The organism is Eubacterium limosum, from assembly GCF_000807675.2.
In the GTDB taxonomy this organism is placed as follows: Bacteria; Bacillota; Clostridia; order Eubacteriales; family Eubacteriaceae; genus Eubacterium; species Eubacterium limosum.
Window position 1 is genome coordinate 1,723,539 of the sequence record NZ_CP019962.1, and the last position, 18,741, is coordinate 1,742,279.

At 47.9% G+C, this 18,741-nt stretch carries 13 protein-coding genes; 8 read left to right on the forward strand and 5 right to left on the reverse strand.

Annotated elements, in window-relative coordinates; genetic code table 11:
* The first annotated feature begins 154 nt into the window (after positions 1 to 154).
* The 7 genes from B2M23_RS07930 to B2M23_RS07960 all read left to right on the forward strand — a co-directional run bounded on the left by B2M23_RS07930 (position 155) and on the right by B2M23_RS07960 (position 9,461).
* Positions 155 to 601 carry a hypothetical protein gene (locus tag B2M23_RS07930; protein WP_038352960.1) on the forward strand — a complete coding sequence of 149 codons (447 nt, stop codon included), beginning with the start codon at positions 155 to 157 and terminating at the stop codon, positions 599 to 601.
* Positions 598 to 2,304, forward strand: a complete 1,707-nt coding sequence (locus tag B2M23_RS07935; RefSeq protein WP_052237329.1) for a phosphatidylglycerol lysyltransferase domain-containing protein — start codon at positions 598 to 600, stop codon at positions 2,302 to 2,304. Before B2M23_RS07930 ends, B2M23_RS07935 begins: the two co-directional genes overlap by 4 nt.
* Positions 2,294 to 3,016 carry an alpha/beta fold hydrolase gene (locus tag B2M23_RS07940; protein ID WP_038352959.1) on the forward strand — a complete coding sequence of 241 codons (723 nt, stop codon included), beginning with the start codon at positions 2,294 to 2,296 and terminating at the stop codon, positions 3,014 to 3,016. Before B2M23_RS07935 ends, B2M23_RS07940 begins: the two co-directional genes overlap by 11 nt.
* A 19-nt stretch (positions 3,017 to 3,035) precedes the next feature.
* Positions 3,036 to 4,100 (forward strand): alpha/beta fold hydrolase, encoded by a 1,065-nt coding sequence (locus B2M23_RS07945; RefSeq protein ID WP_167617820.1) that lies wholly within the window; start codon positions 3,036 to 3,038, stop codon positions 4,098 to 4,100.
* Positions 4,101 to 4,392: 292 nt separating this feature from the next.
* Positions 4,393 to 6,852 (forward strand): SpaA isopeptide-forming pilin-related protein, encoded by a 2,460-nt coding sequence (locus B2M23_RS07950; RefSeq protein WP_038352958.1) that lies wholly within the window; start codon positions 4,393 to 4,395, stop codon positions 6,850 to 6,852.
* A gap of 82 nt (positions 6,853 to 6,934) precedes the next feature.
* The gene (locus B2M23_RS07955) at positions 6,935 to 8,566 is read left to right on the forward strand and encodes a SpaH/EbpB family LPXTG-anchored major pilin (RefSeq protein ID WP_038352957.1); all 1,632 of its coding nucleotides are present in this window, start codon (positions 6,935 to 6,937) and stop codon (positions 8,564 to 8,566) included.
* A 79-nt stretch (positions 8,567 to 8,645) separates the two neighbouring features.
* Positions 8,646 to 9,461 carry a class C sortase gene (locus B2M23_RS07960; protein WP_038353155.1) on the forward strand — a complete coding sequence of 272 codons (816 nt, stop codon included), beginning with the start codon at positions 8,646 to 8,648 and terminating at the stop codon, positions 9,459 to 9,461.
* A 50-nt stretch (positions 9,462 to 9,511) separates the two neighbouring features.
* Here B2M23_RS07960 and B2M23_RS07965 read toward each other — a convergent pair whose 3' ends face one another.
* The 4 genes from B2M23_RS07965 to B2M23_RS07980 form a co-directional block, all read right to left on the reverse strand.
* The gene (locus B2M23_RS07965) at positions 9,512 to 10,957 is read right to left on the reverse strand and encodes a sigma-54 interaction domain-containing protein (protein ID WP_038352956.1); all 1,446 of its coding nucleotides are present in this window, start codon (positions 10,955 to 10,957) and stop codon (positions 9,512 to 9,514) included.
* 120 nt (positions 10,958 to 11,077) lie between these two features.
* Positions 11,078 to 12,493, reverse strand: a complete 1,416-nt coding sequence (locus B2M23_RS07970; RefSeq protein ID WP_038352955.1) for a trimethylamine methyltransferase family protein — start codon at positions 12,491 to 12,493, stop codon at positions 11,078 to 11,080.
* Positions 12,494 to 12,520: 27 nt separating this feature from the next.
* Complete coding sequence (locus B2M23_RS07975) at positions 12,521 to 13,951, reverse strand: trimethylamine methyltransferase family protein (protein ID WP_038352954.1); 1,431 nt, start codon at positions 13,949 to 13,951, stop codon at positions 12,521 to 12,523.
* A gap of 134 nt (positions 13,952 to 14,085) precedes the next feature.
* Positions 14,086 to 14,865, reverse strand: coding sequence for an aspartate/glutamate racemase family protein (locus B2M23_RS07980; protein WP_013381955.1), 780 nt, complete (start codon positions 14,863 to 14,865; stop codon positions 14,086 to 14,088).
* Between the two features lie 607 nt (positions 14,866 to 15,472).
* Here B2M23_RS07980 and B2M23_RS07985 point away from each other — a divergent pair.
* Positions 15,473 to 17,122: a BCCT family transporter gene (locus tag B2M23_RS07985; protein WP_038352953.1), complete on the forward strand. Its 1,650-nt coding sequence runs from the start codon at positions 15,473 to 15,475 to the stop codon at positions 17,120 to 17,122.
* A gap of 113 nt (positions 17,123 to 17,235) precedes the next feature.
* Here the strand turns inward: B2M23_RS07985 and B2M23_RS07990 are convergent, their stop codons facing one another.
* Complete coding sequence (locus B2M23_RS07990) at positions 17,236 to 18,681, reverse strand: sigma-54 interaction domain-containing protein (protein WP_038352952.1); 1,446 nt, start codon at positions 18,679 to 18,681, stop codon at positions 17,236 to 17,238.
* Between the last annotated feature and the right edge of the window lie 60 nt (positions 18,682 to 18,741).

Sequence of the window (18,741 nt, forward strand, 5' to 3'; positions counted from 1 at the left end):
CCTCTTTTTTGTAGAAAAATGGGTATAAATATAAGATACACTCAATTTTAAAATGCGTATCAATCTGTTGTCAGTGGCAGGTGCGGATCTTTTGTGGAGCTTTGCACGGTATAATGTAAGCGCAACAGAAATTTTATTTAACGGGAGTTGGAAAATGACAAAAAAAAGAAGAATCACCTTTCAAAAAGTCAGTTCAGTGCTGGTAATCCTGTTTGGCATTGTGATGGTTTTGGCGGCCATCCTCGAGCTTGGCGGGTTTACCATCATGCGCCTGGCAGTGGACGATGTGGAACTGGGGGCACGTCAAATTTCGGAGCTGCTGGCGACCATGGGGGGATTCAGTCTTGTTCTGGCTGTGGCCAGCATTGTGGCCGGCATCATGGGCTTTCGGAACGCTGCTCTTGGAAAGGAGAAGCTTGTGCGTTGTGGGAGGATCGGTTTTGGAATCCTTGTGGTCTTAGTCATGTACTATGCTTTTTTATTCGTAGTGGACACCCTGGATGTCTCGGACTTTATGGTAGCTGCTCTTCCGCTGCTTTATACGATCAGCGTTGTTTTAAATGAAAAGGGGACGATTCAGGAAGGAGAAACGCGAGCATGACATATAATAAAAGGAACTCGATCATCAATATCGCCGTAGGCATTACCTTTGCGCTGTCACTAGTGCTGCTGGTATTCAGTTTTATCCCCAATCCTGCCCTTGAGCAGGTTGTCAGCAATGTGATCAACAGCCGCAAGCTGGTTCAGAGAGTCCTGGCTGTGGTGCTTCTGGTAACCACCTATAACCTGTACAAAAGGAAGAGAGTGGCATGGATCATGACCATTGCACTGCTGGGCATTAACATGTCAGGTCATCTTTTCCGGGCACACCACGCGGTGGGGATGATCATCATTATCCTTGAGGCACTGGTGCTTCTGGTGCTGCTGGTTTTTGTCAGGGATTTTAACCGGGCATCGGACAAGAGGGCATTGGGAGTCGGCATTATCTTTGTCCTTATGGGTCTGTACGCCATCTTTTTAAGCGCATCCTCCATCTATTTTGACGATACCAATATCTTTGACCCGTCAGGCGGCCTGAGCTTTGGACAGTGCTTGCTCCAGACTTTCCAGGTAATTTTTGTGGCTGGCAGCGTGAAGGACGCCGGTGTGGCTACACATCCGGAATTTAATACCTTTGTTTTCTGGTTCAGCTGGGTGTGCATCATTGTCGCGCTTGGTTTTGCGGTCAAGCCCTTTCTGGAAAAAAGGGGAACCACCAGCAGTGAACTTGAGCACGCCCGCTGGCTGGTTCAGAAATATGGTCAGAATCCGCTTTCCTACCTGACGCTGGAGGATGACAAGACGCTGTATTTCGGAAAAAACGTGGATGGTGTCGTGGCCTATGGGGTTGTGGATGATGTGGTGGTAGTGGGTGGTGATCCCATCTGTGCCGACGCCGATTTTTCGGCACTGCTTGAGGAGTTTAGGGACTTCTGCAAAAACAGTGCCTTCAGCCTGGTTTTTATGGGCATCACTGATTATTACCTCGAGGACTATAAAAGGCTGGGCCTCGGCACCATCAAATGCGGTGAGGAGGCCCGGTTTGACCTGACTGAATTCACCATGCAGGGTGGGAAAATCGCCAAGGTACGCGCTAATGTGAACAAAGCTACCAAGGCGGGCGTGACCGTTCACGAGTACAAGCCCCTTGAAAAAAGGGATGAGGCCATTGAACAGGCCATCGACGCTGTTTCGGATGACTGGCTAAAGGGAAAAAACAGCGGAGAGCTGTCCTTTACCCTGGGCGGCGTGGGCCTGGATAACCCTATGGACAAACGCTATTTTTACGCCGAAAATGCTGAGGGCAAGCTGGTTGGCTTCATTGTTTTTGTCCCCTTTGCGGGCATGAACGGCTACTACGCAGATGTTACAAGAAGGACAGAGGACGCGCCCCGGGGTGTCAATGAGATCATTATGGTCGAAGCCTTCCAGAAATTTAAGGATGAGGGAATCCACTGGGCGACCATGGGCATGGCTCCCCTGGCCAACCTGTCCGAGGAAGGAAAGTCGGAGAGCACGACGACTAAGCTGCTGGAATTTGTCTACGAAAATCTCAACGAGGTTTATGGGTTTAAGGAGCTTTACCGCGCAAAGGTCAAGTACAATCCATTCTGGGTGCCGGGATATTTTGCCTTTATGCCCAGAATTATGACGCCTAAAATGGCCTACGCCATCATAAAAATCCAGAATCCCCAGGGCGTCATCGACTATGCAAGGTCCTTTGTCCAGGGAAAAATGAAAAAAGATAAGCCAAATGAAGGATAACAGAGGCCAGGTATGGAACCGGGGTGCCAGTATCCATTATGAAACCGTAGGGGAAGGCGTACCGCTTGTCATGCTCCACGGTAACGGCGGCGATAAGGCGGATTTTGTCGGGCTGATCGACTACTTCTTGCCCCGATACCAGATTGTTCTGGTCGACAGCCGGGGTCATGGACGCTCCGATGCCGGCCCCTTAAAGCTGACCACAGGTCTGATGGCAGAGGATGTGCTGGCTGTCATGGATCATCTGGGCCTGCCCACGGCCATTGTCCTCGGCTTCAGCGACGGCGCTAACATTGCGCTGGAGCTGGCTGTCCAGTCGCCGGGCCGGGTTCAGGCGGTCATTGCAGTCAGCGGAAATACCGATCCAAAGGGAATGCGCGCCCTGCCTTATCTGTTTATCAAGCTCCAGTACCGATTCTGGAGCTTCCTTGAAAATCTGGGACTCCCGGTGGGGAACCGCCCGCAGCGGTACGGTCTCATGTGCTGGTCGCCGCGGCTGTCCGCGGAGGAGCTGAGCCGGATCGAGAGCCCGGTGCTTCTGCTGGCGGGAACCAGGGATCTTATCCGCACAGGCCATACCCGGCGGATGGCAGAGTGGATTCCCGGCGCCAGCTTAGTGCTTTTTAGAGGCGCACACCACCGGTCTCTGTTTAAGGAAACAGACAGCTATATCCGGCAGATACGTGGTTTTTTAAAGGAATATGACCTGTGAGAAGGGTGTTTTACAGAAAATGGAAACAAAGCGTAAAATTTTAAGGGGCGTCAGGCGCACAGCGCTGGCGCTTATCCTGCTGGCCGCAGTGCTTTTAATAAGCCGCGCGGTGGCCATGCGGACAGTTTATGACCGGGCGGTTAAGAACAATGCGGTCAGCCAGCTTGAGACTCTGAAACTGGATGGTGAAGAGCAGAGCGTGCTCATCGAAGGAAAAAGCGAGGATAATCCTGTACTCATCATGCTGCACGGCGGTCCCCAGTCTCCGATTATTTATGGTACTGGTTACCGGGGCGACACGCCCGAACTCACAGAACATTTTCTGGTCGTGTACTGGGACTGCTGGGGTTGTGGAAAAAATTTTACAGATGATACAGAGTCGGTGACCCTTGAGCGCCAGGTTGCCATGACCTGTGATCTGGTCAGAGCCATGAAGGCCCAGTATCCCGGCCGAAAGATTTATCTGTTCGGCTACTCCAACGGAACCATTCTGACCACATCTGCCGCCGAAACCGTAGGGGACGATCTGGCGGGAATCATTAATCTGGGGCCCATCACCAGTCTGAGAGATGCACAGGAGATGGCTTATCAGGCGTTAAAGACAGAAGTTATGTCCGAATGGGACAAAAGGGTACTTGAGGAGAGCTATGAACGGAATGACCTTGAAGGCTTTTCAAAGCTTGAGGAGATGGTGACACTTAAGACCAGCAGGATGTTTTACTGGAGGGATTTGCCGGCCAACACTCGGCTCATGGGCTACTTTGCCCGCGTATTCTACAGCCCGGACTACAGCTTGGCAGATATTTACCACGCTTATTATGCGTCCATTTTTGGAGACTCCCGCTTCACAACCCTTCGGCAGCAGATCTATGAGGCTGATGAAAAGAAAGCCCTGGAAAACCTGGAGGTACCGATCCTGATCCTCCAGTCTGAGGGCGACATCTATGGATCAGCGGATTATTTCAGGCAGCTGGCAGCTCAAAAGGATAACGTCACCTTTATCCAGATAGCGGAAAGTGCCCACCTGCCCACCAATGCAGGCTTCAAGGCAATAAATCGCGCTGTAATTGATTTTGCAAGGTAAATGTGAAACTGAATAATGATCTAGGCACATGGCCTCAAGAGGCCAGGCCCCTGTTTTCTTTTTATGAAAGCAGGGGCTTTTTAATTTGGATAAAAGACACATTTATGTCACGTTTTGTCCGTGAAAATGAACGTTGAGTGCTTTTGCGAGAAAAATAATTTCTGTATAATAATGATTACAATAAAGTCTTGCAACAATGATTCAGCGGCAAAAAGGATGTCAATATTGTGATGAAAAATATTTAAAGGCATTAGCCAGTCATTGCTTGAACTTTTAAAGGAGGTGATAAAGTATGGGGAATTCGAAAAAAACACCAGATGGCCGGAAAAAGAATGGCGACAGGGCGGTTGAACGCGTCGTGCTTCTTACTGTTCTGACTGTATTGATATTTCTGATCGCTCAGACAATGTCTTTTTCTAAAACGGTTCAGGCAGAGAATCTTTTAAATCAGGATAATATCCAGGATACTGCGGATTCAGCTATATCTGATACAGAGGTTGACATTAACGGATTGATGTATCGGCTGGACGGCAGCACACATAAGGCAGTTCTTATCGGAAATATAAGCCTGGAAGGCGTTATAACCATTCCGGAGGAGATAAATTATGGGGGTGCCACCTACAGTGTTACTGAGATTGCCGACGATGCTTTTTCAGCCAATAACGCGGACAACCAGAAAATCACAGGCTTTGTCTTTGAAAGTAAAAAGAGTTTATTGGAAACCATTGGTGCTTCTGCTTTCTATGGCCGTAAAAATTTTACAGGAGCGCTGGATTTGCCCCATTCCGTTAAGACCATTGGTTTAGAGGCTTATCGGAATAGCGGTTTTACCAGCCTGACCCATAAAAAGGTTGCCGGCCTGCAGGAAGGGATCAGCTTTCCGTCTCTCGCAGGGGTGCGCCCCGAGCTGAGGGACGAGAGGGAATTGAGAGAAGAGGGCTATGAAAGCATTGTGGACAGCAGTGAGGGAAACATTTCGCTTCGAAAATCTGCTAAGTGGACCGATGAAAATTTGACAGAGGCCGAGATCCTCATCGAATATGGTGAAAATGAGCAAATTGCCTCAAATCTTGACTTCATCTTTGTGATGGACTACAGCAGCTCCATGCTCACACCGGCAGCGGCCACGGGAATCAGTGATCAGCAGCAGTATTCCTACCCGAGATCCTTTTATATGGAAGACCTGGTGCGGGATACGGCAAAGGCGATTCTGGGCGATGGAGCCGGACAGAGCAGCAATCGTGTCGGACTGGTGGCTTTCGGCGGAGTGAACGGTGCGGCCCATGACATAGACTCCCTGTTGTGGACCACCGGTTTCACTCAAAATCTTCAGGACATTGACACGGCCCTGACAGGCCATCCTCTCATCGATGATAATGTCACAGATTACACAGCAGGAATGAAGGGGGCTGTCCGGTTGATTGAGGAGAGAGACCAGCAGGCTGACGTGGAATATAAAAACAGGAAAACAGTCATATTCTTTTTGAGTGACGGAATGCCTCTGCCGGAAAGCGCCAACGGCATTGATGAGGCTAATCAGCTGAAAGGGATGGGCGTTGAGATTTTACCCATCGCCATGTATACAGCCCAAAACAGCTACCTGCAGGCACTGTCCAGCAGCGGAGCAGTCTACGATGCCGGGGACACTGCCAAGTTTGAGGAGGCGATTGAGCAGGCACTTCTGGAAGCCGTAGAAAATGCGGTTATCGCCAACACCGAGGTGGTGGATGTGCTCTCTGAGCACTTTGTATTCCAGAGTGGCACAGACGCCGACGCTATTGTGTCCCCAGGAGGCGGAAGCGCCAGCGTTTCGTCCAGCCAGGCAGTCTGGGATTTGAGCGGGAGCAGTACAGGCACTGTTCATACCCTGACACTGAAGATCAGGCTGACAGATGGAACAGAGATGGAAAAGGCGGGTGCGCTGCCCACCAACAAAAGCATGGAGACAGCAGGCAATGGGATTATAACAAAATCCCAGCCAGAGCTGGAGCGTTATCTGATCAACTACCAGTTTGTCAGCGAGACTGACCCGGAAGCACAGCTCCCGGAGGCGGTCATGGCCCAGCTTCCGCAGACAGAAGGGGGCTTTCGTGATATCGCGAAAGTGTATCCCCAGGCCATTGCAGAAAAACAGGTCACAGCTGAGAACGGCGAAGTCTGGGTATTCAGCGGCTGGGATCAGGATGAGGTGACGATCAACAAGGGAAATGTGCTGTATACAGGAAAGTGGGCCAGGCCGCAGCTCAGCTTTGAGTTTATCAAGGTGGACGGCAGCGGCGGTGGAGCACCGCTGGGCGGAGCAGGCTTTACACTTTATGAATGCAGATTAAAAAATGATCCCGGCCACACGCACGCAGAGCTGGTCACAGGAAACACCCAGGACTGCTGGCAGGAAAAGCGGACAGAAGTCAGCGCTGCCGATACCGGGCAGGTCCGCTTTGATGGTCTTGACATTGGGCAGTATATGCTGGTGGAGACAAAGACGAAAGAAGGCTACACGCTGCCGCATGGACAGTGGCTGATCACAGCAAAGGCAGACGGCGCTTTTGAAATCGAGGGGAAAGGAACCTCACTGCCGCCGGCCTTTGCGCTTACCGCCGATGAGCAGGGGCGCACTGTTTACAGGCTGCCTAACTATAAAACAGGGGACGTCCCGCTGACAGGCGGCTTTGGCGCTATACTGTTTACAGCAGGCGGAGTGATTATGATCGGTCTCGCTGCTGCGCAGCTGGTCATGGCTCGAAAGAAATAAGGATTAGAACAAATGGTGATTAACGGCAGGACGAATCTCCTGCTGTTAAACAAAGTATTTTAGAGGAAAGGAATAAAAACTCATGAAAAAGAAGTTTAGTTCAATTGTAGCAAGTATAGCAATCGTAACAGTGATGATAGCGTCTTTATTTGTGCCGTTGGCAAACGCCGCGCCCATGACAGGGACACTGCATATTTTAAAATATTCAATGGACGATGTCGGCCAGGCAGGTGAGAGCACAGAAGGCCTGCAGGAAAACGGGCAGCTGCCAGCAAACGCCGTGCCGCTCGCCGGCGTTATCTTTGAAGTGTCCGAAATGACGCCTGCCGATGGTAAAGCCTGGGGAGACAGTGACCTGATCTTCCCCAAAACCGGGCAGGAGGCCATTGATGCCGCCAATGCAGGGCTCGTAAAGCTTACGCCGCTGACAACCGGAATGAATGGAACCAACCGTTATGAAACCAACCAAAACGGACAGATTGATATTCCAGACTTAAATGGCTATTATCTGGTGCGCGAGGTATCAAGCGCTCAGGGTGTTAAGACAGCGGTTGAACCCTTTGTGGTTTCTGTACCCATGGTAGACCCTACCGATAATGCAACCTGGCTTGAGGATGTCTATGTATACCCGAAAAATGAACTGTCAAGTGTAAAGAAAACCGTTGACGGCGGCCTGCTTTCACACGGAGAGAACCCAAATACCTGGAAAATAACCACCCACGTGCCGAATACAATCGGCCAGGCAGCTCAGAACGCAGATGCGGGCAAAGGGTATTTCCATATTGTCGACCAGTTGGACCCAAACTTTGTGCACGAGAGCGGCTCTGTAAAGGTCACAGGCGATAAATCCGGCGAATTGGTAAGAGACCATCACTATGAGGTGATTGAGCCTTCCGCTGATAACAATAATACCATGACCGTTAAGCTTAAGAAGGAAGGGATGGAGCAGTTAGCCAACGGCGACGGGTCTGGGCAGGACACAGTGCTGTCCGTTGAATTCAGATCCAGCATGGCGGATGATTACGATCATAACGTGTCCATTCACAATAATGCGCAGGTCTTTTACTCCTTCGAGGGAGACCCGGATAACCCAGATCCACCGACAGAACCGACAGATAAGCCCTTTATTTTCGACGGTATGGTTGGATTTATCAAAGTCGCGGCTGATGAAAATGAGAGCATTCCGGCGAGAAGCCAGAACAAAAAACCATTGGAAGGTGCATACTTCCAGATCGCGACAAGTGAAGCCAACGCGCTGAATGGGATCTTTATTACACGCAACGGCAGCGAGGTCAGGGAACAGTCCGATGCCAACGGGGTCGTTCGTTTTAAAGGCCTGGAGCTTACACCGGAATTTGATGTGAGCGGTAACTTTACAGGCTTTGTACAGGACAGCTTCTGGGCCGTTGAGGTTCAGGCGCCGGATGGCTACAATCTGGTAGACGGGCCGATCAAAATTACCATTGACGCGTCCGCTTTCGGAAATAAAACCGACGAACAGGGCAGAGCGATTCCAAACACGGTAGAGCTGAAAAACGGCCAGGAATTTGCCAATATCGAGCTGTCAGTGGTCAATACGCCAAATAACTCAAGATTAGTGCTGCCGAAGACAGGGGGAATGGGAACCCTGATGTTCACAGCCGGCGGTATTGCGCTGATTGGCGTGGCAATTGTGCTGCTGGTCGTATACCGCAAAAAGACAAAACAGAATTAATTAGAAAAATGTTGCCAAAGGGTAAAGCAGCTAGTGCTTTACCCTTTTTATGATAAGGAGATGAGGTGACGCTGTGAAAATGACAATAGGAATCGCACTGACTTTTTTAGTCGGCATCCTCTTATTCAGCTATCCGTATCTGGCCAGCTATTTATCTGAGGTCAATGGCTCCTACGCAGTGGAAAGCTACCGTGAGGCCGTAGAGCAGACAGACAGCATCCAGACAGAAGCTGCCTGGCAGGAAGCAGTAAAGTATAATGACAGCCTTTCAGGAAACCCGGTTCGGGACCCCTTTGTGGCGGGGAGCGGGATGGTCATGCAGGATAATTACTATGAGGTGCTGAACCTCTACGACAGCATGGGCTACATCGAAATTCCCAAAATCAGGGTTGAGCTGCCCATCTACCACGGGACCTCAGAAGCCGTGCTGCAGAAGGGCAGCGGGCACCTGGAGGGTTCATCACTGCCCATTGGCGGAGAGGGCACACACTCTGTGCTGACAGGACATTCTGGCTTGGTGCACGCCAAAATTTTTACCGACCTGTCCGAACTGAAAATGGGGGATCTGTTCTTGATAAATGTGCTGGATCGGGTTGCCGCCTATGAGGTGGACCAGATACAGGTGGTCGAGCCCAATGATACACAGAATTTAAAGAGAGTGCCCGGCGAGGACTACTGCACGCTGATCACCTGTACACCTTATGGCGTCAACAGCCACAGGCTCCTCGTAAGGGGAACCCGGGTTGAGTATGCACCCCAGACGGAGACGCCTGACCAGGCGCCGCGCGGGCTGACGTCTGAGCAGAGGCTGCTGTTGGCGGCCGCGTGCATTGCGAGTGTCGTTGTCCTTATTGTTATAGCTGTGGCTGTGAAAAAGACCAGGAGAAAGAAATAAGAGGGTTGCGCCGAAACAACGTAACCCTTTTTTTAGATTAAAGGCTGTTTTCAGCCGTTTTGTTTGATCTGATAGACCTTAAGCTTATACTGAAGGTTCTGCCTTGAAATCCCCAGTTCTTTGGCGCTCTTGCTGATATTAAAATCGTTGTTTATCAGCACTTCGTTTAGAATCTGTTTTTCGATGCGGTTAAGGGTTGACTTCAGGTCAGTATCATTTTCACGGTCAGCCAGAAATTTGTCATGCAGCTTTTTTTCGGTATGATTTTTTTTAATGTATGACGGCAGCAAATCAGTGGTCAGCACTGTGTCCTGATACTGGGCCATGTAGATGGCATGGGTGACCGTGTGCTTGAGCTCACGGATGTTCCCGGGCCAATCGTGGCCGAGAAGCATGTCAGCGGCCTCATCGGAAACCTGGTAAAGGCTCTTGCCCATGGCCACCGCTTCAGAGGAAAGAAAAGACTGTACCAGCTCCATAATATCTGATCGCCGTTCACTCAGGCTGGGAAGCGTAATGGAAAAGACAGCCAGACGGTAGTAAAGGTCAGAGCGAAGACGTCCTTCATCCACGGCTTCCAACGGATCCTGATTCAGAGCGCTGAGTACGCGGACATCCATGTCCAGCTCTTTGTTGCCGCCAACCTTCCGGTAGCGTTTGGTTTCGAGCACGCGCAGCAGCTTGGACTGAAGAGTCATGTTCATGGAGTTGATTTCATCCAGAAACAGCGTACCGCCCCGAGCGGTTTCCAGAAGACCCTTAGCGTCCACTGCACCGGTAAAGGAGCCTTTGACAGTGCCGAAAAGGGTACTTTCCAGAAGGTTTTCAGGAATGGCAGAGCAGTTGATGGCCACAAAGGGATTGTGGGCACGGCTACTGTCATTATGAATACTCTGGGCAAAAACTTCCTTGCCGGTACCGGTGGGGCCTGCGAGAAGGATGGGGGCGTTGGTCTGCGCGGCAATTTTGCCCTGCCGCACACATTCCAGCGTCGCCACACTGGAGCCGACCACATCCTTAAAGGTAAACTGGGTACCGTTGTCCTTAAGCTGCTGGTTTTTCAGGTCATTTTGCAGCTTGTCAATGGTTTTGGCCATGTGCATATAGTCTGAAATATCCCGGTAAATGCAGATGGCAGCCTCCACATTTTTCTGGCCGTCAGCTGAAAAAATAGGGTAGGTGCTGCTGATGACATCGGCCAGCTTGCCAGAGGGAGACTCATACTTGACATGGACATCCTGAACTTTTTTTCCGGTCTTTAAGACATAATCCTGCATGGATTCGTTTTCAACATAGTTATAGAGCGTGTGGGTATCCTTACCGATAACATCCTCATGCTTCATGTTCTCGATCTTTTCACAGCCCTTGGAATAGCAGACGATTTTGCCTGTATTGTCCACTACATGTATACAGACATCCTCAATGCGTTCGATCGCCTTTACGGGAAGACTCTCTCGTTCCAATGCTTCTTCAATCGTGTCTTTCTTGTTTTTCAAACGCGCTTACCTCCAACGATTAACTGTTCTATATTAAGCATAGCACACATTACAAAAAATGGGTAGAGGGCAGCCCAAAATGAGACTGCCCAAAATTCAAACATGTTATTAATAAGGGGATTAGATGTATTTCTTTTCGATTTCTTCGATTTGTTTTAAGACATCTGGTTCCAGAGCGGGTACTTCGTGTGTTGCCAGAATGTTGTCGATCTTTTCAGTAACCTGGCTCATGATTTCAGATTCGTCTGGGTTAACCATCTTGCGGTCATAGAATTCAGGATACCATACGCTTCTGAAGTTCGAGAGGGTATGCATTTCGTTGAGGTAATGTCCGCCGTGGCCGACCTGTTTGATAACGTCCATGGCCAGTGTTTCGTCGTTGACTTCAACACCCTTAGAGTATGCGCTGAGCTGATTGATCATTTCATTGGCCAGAACAACCATTGCAGGGGCGACGCTGTTGCAGTGATCCAGAACACCGATATCGTGAACGATATTGGCTTTACTCAGGATGGTAGAGAAGAGTTCCATCTGGATTTCAGATACAGACTGCGGGTCAACGGTTTTAGCATCAGAACAGCCGGCTGTACCAAAGAATGGCAGCTGATAGTAGTTCGCCAGTTCAGAGGCAGCAGCGACAGACAGGTGGAATTCCGGTGCGCCGTAGGAACCAACCGTTGTTTTCATGTCAAAGACAGTTGGCATAGAACCGTAAATCAGCGGAGCGCCTTCGTTAACAGCCTGTGTGATGACAACACCAGCGAGGATTTCAGCATTGTTCTGTGTCAGGGCGCCAGCGATGGTGATTGGGGCTGTACCGCCCATCATGCAGTAAGGCATGTAAACAACCGGAATCTTATTGGTCGCGCTGATAAAGAGTTTTTCAGTACTTTCGACGGGATGAGTCATCGGTGGGATGGGCTCACAATAGTTAAAAATGAATGGTTTTTCAGCCAGTTCCTTGTGGCCGCCGGCTACAACAGCTGCAATATCAATGATTTCCTGTAAGGATTCGATGTCATTGGTAGAGAAGTTGATGGTTTTGTCAAAGTTTTTAACAGTCTCGATGAAGGTTACCTGAGACTGAACGGCAGGATCAACGTCGCCGCTCATACCAACGGATAAGACAAAGCTGATGTTTTCCAGTGCGCTGGCAAGGGTACACATGGTTTTGGTATCAGCCTTCATGAAAGTGCGGGCCTTGTTTGTCTTGTAGTCCAGATATTCAAGCTGATCGGAGTGCGTGCCGAAATAAACGTTGTTTTTGCTGTTGATGACCATACTCGGGCTTCCGTCACGGTTGTATAAGGTTAATTCTTTCGGAATGGTATTCAGTGCTTTTTCAACAACTGCTTTTGGGAATTTAACCATGTTGCCGTCTACTTCGCAGCCGTATGCTTTTAAGGCTTCCAGTGTGCGGTCACCAGCGACGCGCATGCCAAAATCTGCGAGAAGCTCTAAGCTCTTTTCATGAATGGTTTCAATCTTTTCTTTATTTAAAACGCCAAAATCAATATTTCTTTTTGTGGTTTCCATTTTATTCTCCTCCTGTAAAACGAAAGTTTAGATGTGATCTCTATATTTTTCAGGGATATACTGGTTGAGCATATCTTCCTGTTCTTTGGTAATTTCCGGTGGGCAGTAAGATTCAAGACGTTCATTAACAGCCTGTGTAAGGGTGTCGACAATCGGCTTGTTGCCATTCTGCTGCCACTGGTTCGGGTCTTCTTTATTGAAATATTTGGGTGTGAAAAATTCCTTGCGGAACATCTTCGGTGTACGGCCCTGAAGATAGTTGCCTCTTGGACCAACCTTTTTGATGGTATCGAAGCAGAGTGTGTCCTCGGTGACTTCAATGCCGGAAAGCAGACGTCTGTTCATGCGGTAGACATCTTCGTCCATTAAGAATTTTTCAAAGCTGGTGATGTTGAAGCTGCCGAGGATACCGCAGGAATGCAGTACGAGGTCAGGGCCAGCATCTAAGGTAGAACGGATCATCATGTCGGATTCGTAGCCGGTCTGGGCGTCGAAATCCTTGGCGTCACTCAGGCCGCCGCCAGTACGGAAAGGTACATTGTAGAAATCAGCCAGACCAGCAGTCGCATAAGAAATCAGAGCGGTTTCCGGCGCGCCGATGGAGAGCTGAATTTCTCTTAAATTGGTAGACGCAGAGGTCTGTCCATATACGACAGGAATGCCTGGGCGGGCCAACTGTGCCATGACCATACCAGCAACGACTTCAGCGTTGGACATAGCCAGAAGACCAGCAACGGACGGCGGTCCTGTGAGAACCGGCATGGCGCATGGTGAGAACCACAGCGGCTGGTTCATTTCAGCCCCAACCAGGAATTTTACAAGTGGATCGTGGTCAAAACAAAGGGGGGACAAAGAATTGACATGTACGATATTATTGTAAACATCTGCGCGGCCTTCAAACTGGCTGATCAGTTCAAGTCCTTTTTTGAAAGGTTCGCGGATATCGCCTTGGATTGGGAAGGTATTCGGCATAAGGTGAAGCCCTGTTTTATGGGAATATTTTAAAACCATGGCAACGGGGCTGTAGATCCGTTCCTCCATGGACAGCTGTTTATCTTCCAGGAAAACATTGAAGTAGTTACAGTCAATGACATCACTGGTATCGGAAATTTTAAAAAGATCAACGGTTTCGTCGTTGGTCATCTTATGGATTTTGCCGGATTCCAGACGGTAGATGCTGCCGACAGCCGGCATAAGCACGCGGGCTCCGCCGCCAAAGGTATGATTGCCCTTGGAATTTTCAACCGTAAAGGATGCGGGTGCGGTGGACAGGGCGTCCATCACCAGCTTTTCATCCATATAAACGGTGTTGCCGTCCACGCGGGCTCCGTGATTTTTAAACAGTTCAATAATTTCCGGATGCTCAAAGATCACACCAACTTCAGCTAATACTTTTAAAGAAGTCTCGTGAATTTTCTGAACATCATCTTTTGAAATATATTTTTCATAAGATTTCATATGTTTTCCTCTTTTCATAGCAATTAATGGTTTTAATCCGTTTAACAGAAGGCATTAAATACAGCAATTAATCAGATTGTGGGGAGCCCGTAGAGAACTCCCGCACAAACCATTAATTGCTGACATATATTGAATTAAATATGTCCGTAGTAATCGCGGTGGGCAACGCAGGACCATGCATAGTCAAGCAGCGTTCCCCAGGAGAATACCGGCAGGTCCACTTCACGCTGGATGGCTCTCGCGAAGGGCTGCATACCAGTACATTCTAACATAATGGCCTTGATGTCAGGGTGTTTTGCGATGAATTCCTTGGCGATGCGGATCATGTCCTTTTCAGATTCATCATAGTAGCTTTCTGGAATTTCAGGACGTTTTTCATGATCCCAGAGAGTATCGAACTGCGGGCAGCCATATTCGTCCTGAGCGCCTGCAATGTGGAAATTGCTGTTCAGGTCAATGCCGACCTTTTCTAGGTGGGTATCGGTTAAGAAACGTTTCTGGGCACAGATGATGCCAACCGCGTTTTTAGGACCGATCAACTGCTGGATGAATGGTACCTGAAGCAGACTTGACATAAATACTGGAATATCTACCGCAGCAGCGACGTCCTGCTGGAAATATGCGAAATATCCGCATTCAGCTGCAACAGCGCGGCAGCCCATTCTTTCAAGGTTTTTAGCAGCCTGTACAATGGGTTCGCGGCAAGGCGTCTTATCCTGTTCCCAGACGAGTGTGTAGTTGTCAACACCCTTGGCAATTTCATACTGAATTGGAAAACCCCATGCGCTTGCATTGCGGACATCCCCTGGGAATCCTGGATAAGCGTCGTCCAGTACCATAATACCAATACCCATACCATAGCAGGTATGATTTTTCCGTGTGGTCATGTAATTGATGGCTAAATCTCTTTGCATTTTTATTCCTCCCTGAATTTAAATGTTGATATTTGCCTGTTTATTTGTTGCTGTTATTTAATGCAAGCTTTGTGCCAAATTTGTCTGTATTCATCTGGAATTTAGAAAAGATTTTTAAGCATGCTTTTGCAAAAGAACTTGCTTATTAAAAGGAAGAAATAAAAAAATTAAAAATTCCTAAAAAAATTCAAAGTTTTTGAAGAAAAAAACGGTTCCAAAAATGCAAAAAAAGATTACATGCAAAAAATGATGACAATATCGTTTGGAACTTGGTTAAATAAAGGGTTTGAAAAGCATTGCAAAACAGGAGTGCATAAAAATTTGCACCACAGAAAGAAGCCGTTTTCACGAAATACCCTTTAATTTAGCTTAAATAGGATAAAAAATGGGATTTACGAATTGGCACAAACCTTGCAATATATAATTGCATAGTCATTCGCTAAATGATAGGCTTTTCCCAAAACCAGCCTGTTCCCATAGTATAGGGTGCAAAACACTCGATTGTCAATGGAAGTTTAAAAGGTTACCATCAATATAGTATGGGTAATAGGCTGGTCAACGGTAAGGCTTATCGTATTCGAAAATCTAAAAAAGAGGGAGAAGTATTATGTTTAAGAAAGTCCGACTGATAACTGTAGGTATTCCTATCGTTTTAATGGGCGCTGTTTTGATCCTGGGTGCTACGGATCCGAACTTTACAGACACAATGACTGCATTTTTCTTGGAGCTTATGCACAGCGGTGGCTGGCTGGTAGCTCTTGGTATCCTGTTATTTTTAGGATTCCTCGTTTTCTTATTTGTGCATCCAATTGGCAGCACGAAGTTTGGGGGACCGAATGCCAAGCCAAAATACAGCACATGGAACTGGTGGGCGATCTCGCTGTGTGCCGGTATCGGTACCGGGATCGTATTCTGGGGGGCTGTTGAACCTCTGACCATTTCCTTTACACCGCCTGCATCTGCCGGCGTTGAACCGGGAAGCTATGCGGCCATTATCTGGTCTCTGGCAAAATGTTTCCAGCATTGGGCATTCCAGCCATATTCCATCTATGCGGTAGCAGCCATCTGCTGTGGTTACGCTTACTGGAACATGGGTAAGAGCTACGCTTCCAGCGCTGGCCTTGTTTACTGGAAAAATGGTAAAGACCTGAGCGACAAAGCTAACGATATTTTAGATGGGATTGTGTTATTCGCCATCGTCGGTGGTGTTGCCGGTTCTTTAGGCTATGGTCTTTTACAGATTGGCGCAGGCTTGGATTTTGTATTCGGCATCACACCTGGACCAATGGTCTGGACTGCGATTGCGGTTGTAATTATTGTTTCTTATACAATTTCAAGCGCCACCGGTCTTGATAAGGGGATTCAGTGGCTGTCTGACAAAAATGCGTGGATTTTTATCGCGCTGATGATTTTTATGTTTTTCTGTGGACCAGTACAGTACATTTGTAATCTTACAGTAGAATCCTTCGGTTACTACATTAACAATATCATTGCCTTAACCTCCTACACAGAACCAGTTGTAACAGCCGTTGCGGATTCAGAAATGTGGCCGCAGTGGTGGGATTTATACTGGATGACTGACTGGCTGTCCTTTGGACCAATCGTTGGTTTGTTCCTCGTAAAAATGTCCTATGGCCGCACCATCCGTCAGTTTATTGTTGTCAATGTTATTTTACCGTCTATCTTTGGTGTTATCTGGTTTGGTATTTTCGGCGGATTCGCTATTAATATTCAGTTAACTGGTGTTTATGATTTAATGGAATTCTACAACGCCAGCGGGGCTGAAGCATTCATGATGAAATTATTCGAGTTTGTTCCAGGCACGATGATTATTCGTGTTATTATGCTCGTTTTGGTAGCGCTGTCCTTTATTACACTGGCCGACTCTATGACATCGACCATTTCTCAGATGTCCTTGAGACAGCAGACTTCTGATATTAAAGAAGCGCCGCTTCCAATCAAGGTTTTCTGGGGTGTCTTAATCGGTGCAGTATCCATTCTGTTCGTCGTTACCGGCGGCATCAATGGTATAAAAATTGTTAAGACCATTGCGGGCTATCCGATGCTCTTTGTGGAAATAGCCATGATCATTGGTTTCCTGAGGTACTTCTTGTCTGGTAAAAATAAACAGGATGAAGTTACCTATGCGGCCGATCTTGATCGTCAGATTAAAGCAGCCGAGGCAGAAGCCGCGGAAGAGGCAGAGGCCAAAAAGAATAAGAAAAAAAGATTTGGTAAAGCATCTGCTTCTGAATAATTAATTATATTGGTAATAACCGGGGACATGACCACTCCGGAAATTACATACATCGAAAACTTCCAAAGCAAAAATAAAACAGCCGAAAGGCTGTTTTATTTTTATGCTCTTTTTTAATTCTCAAAATGATAGCAGCTGTTTTTTATGCCAAGGGTTCGCATTTTATATTGGAGACTCTGTCTTACCATGCCCAAGGCTTCCGCGCTTTTGGTAATGTTATAATTGTGCGTGCTCAGCGCCTGGAGGATCACCTTGCGCTCAAACGCTTCGGTCAGGCTCTTAAGAGAATGATGGCTGCTTGGATTCCATGTCTCGTTATTCAGAAGCGCACGACCGGCAGTACTTTTTTTAAGATCCATTGGCAATAGTTCTGAAGTAATGACATTACTGTTGTAAGATGAGAGTAAAATAGCACGGACGATGATGTGTTTGAGCTCACGGACATTGCCCGGCCAGTCATAGTTAAAAAGAAAAGCCCTGCTATCTTCTGAAAAGTCATAAAGCTTCTTACCCATGGCAGCCGATTCTGAATTTAAAAAGGAAAGTGCCAGTGGAATAATATCCTCCCTGCGTTCTCTAAGCGGCGGCAGGGCAATGGTCAGGGTTGCCAGCCGATAATACAGGTCAGAGCGGATGCGCCCCCCTTCAATGGCGGCCTGGGGGTGCTCATTCATGGCACTGATGATTTGGGCGTTAGTGGTGAGTTCTTTTGTACTTCCCACCCGCCTGTAGGTGCTGGTTTCCAGAATACGCAAAATTTTTGACTGGAGCATAAGATCCATGGAATTGATCTCATCCAGAAAAACAGTCCCGTTTTCTGCCGCTTCAAAAAGACCTTTGGTATCGCTGGCACCTGTGTAAGCGCCCTTCACCGTTCCAAAGAGTGTGCTTTCAAGCAGGGTCTCTGGGATGGCAGAGCAGTTGATGGCCACAAAAGGCGCGTTGCTTCTGCTGCTGGCATTGTGAATGCTTTGAGCAAAGACTTCTTTTCCTGTTCCGGTTTCGCCATAAATCAGCACTGGAGCAGAGATGTTGGCGGCTAGCTCAGCCTGCTGTGTGCAATCGCGGATGCTGTCTGATATGCCAGCAATATCTGAAATTTGGTAGCGGGTACCGTTGTTTGTTTTTTTCTGTTTCCTTAGTTTTTCTTCCAATTGCTCCAGCTTTTTTGATAGATAAATGTAGTCGGATTTATCCCTGTAAATACACATGGAGCCAACGATTTCTTTTCCTGCTTTGTCAAAAATTGGATAGACACAGCTGATAGCTTCGATATGCTTTCCGTCAGCGTTCATATAGCGGATGTTAAAATCTTTTAAAGGCTCGCCGTTTTTTAGGACTCTTAAAGCTGGGGAGACTTCGCCGTCGTAAAATTTGTAAACCTCCAGCACATGCTTGCCAATAACATCCTCCCGCTTCATAGCGTCCAGGATTTCGCTACCTTTGGAGAAGCCTACAAAGCGTCCGCCCTCATCGAGAATATTAATGGAAAAGTCCTCCACCTCTTCAAAAATCTTAATAGTATCAAGATCCAAATAAAATTTTTTGTTTTTTTTCATAAAATCACTCCAATCTCACTGCTATATTTAATGCAATATTCATACCAAATATGAAAAAAA

Excerpts from the sequence above, each read along its gene's own strand:
- B2M23_RS07930 (WP_038352960.1), top strand. The coding sequence starts at position 155 with ATGACAAAAAAAAGAAGAATCACCTTTCAAAAAGTCAGTTCAGTGCTG.
- B2M23_RS07935 (WP_052237329.1), top strand. The coding sequence starts at position 598 with ATGACATATAATAAAAGGAACTCGATCATCAATATCGCCGTAGGCATT.
- B2M23_RS07940 (WP_038352959.1), top strand. The coding sequence starts at position 2,294 with ATGAAGGATAACAGAGGCCAGGTATGGAACCGGGGTGCCAGTATCCAT.
- B2M23_RS07945 (WP_167617820.1), top strand. The coding sequence starts at position 3,036 with ATGGAAACAAAGCGTAAAATTTTAAGGGGCGTCAGGCGCACAGCGCTG.
- B2M23_RS07950 (WP_038352958.1), top strand. The coding sequence starts at position 4,393 with ATGGGGAATTCGAAAAAAACACCAGATGGCCGGAAAAAGAATGGCGAC.
- B2M23_RS07955 (WP_038352957.1), top strand. The coding sequence starts at position 6,935 with ATGAAAAAGAAGTTTAGTTCAATTGTAGCAAGTATAGCAATCGTAACA.
- B2M23_RS07960 (WP_038353155.1), top strand. The coding sequence starts at position 8,646 with ATGACAATAGGAATCGCACTGACTTTTTTAGTCGGCATCCTCTTATTC.
- B2M23_RS07970 (WP_038352955.1), bottom strand. The coding sequence starts at position 12,493 with ATGGAAACCACAAAAAGAAATATTGATTTTGGCGTTTTAAATAAAGAA.
- B2M23_RS07975 (WP_038352954.1), bottom strand. The coding sequence starts at position 13,951 with ATGAAATCTTATGAAAAATATATTTCAAAAGATGATGTTCAGAAAATT.
- B2M23_RS07980 (WP_013381955.1), bottom strand. The coding sequence starts at position 14,865 with ATGCAAAGAGATTTAGCCATCAATTACATGACCACACGGAAAAATCAT.
- B2M23_RS07985 (WP_038352953.1), top strand. The coding sequence starts at position 15,473 with ATGTTTAAGAAAGTCCGACTGATAACTGTAGGTATTCCTATCGTTTTA.
- B2M23_RS07990 (WP_038352952.1), bottom strand. The coding sequence starts at position 18,681 with ATGAAAAAAAACAAAAAATTTTATTTGGATCTTGATACTATTAAGATT.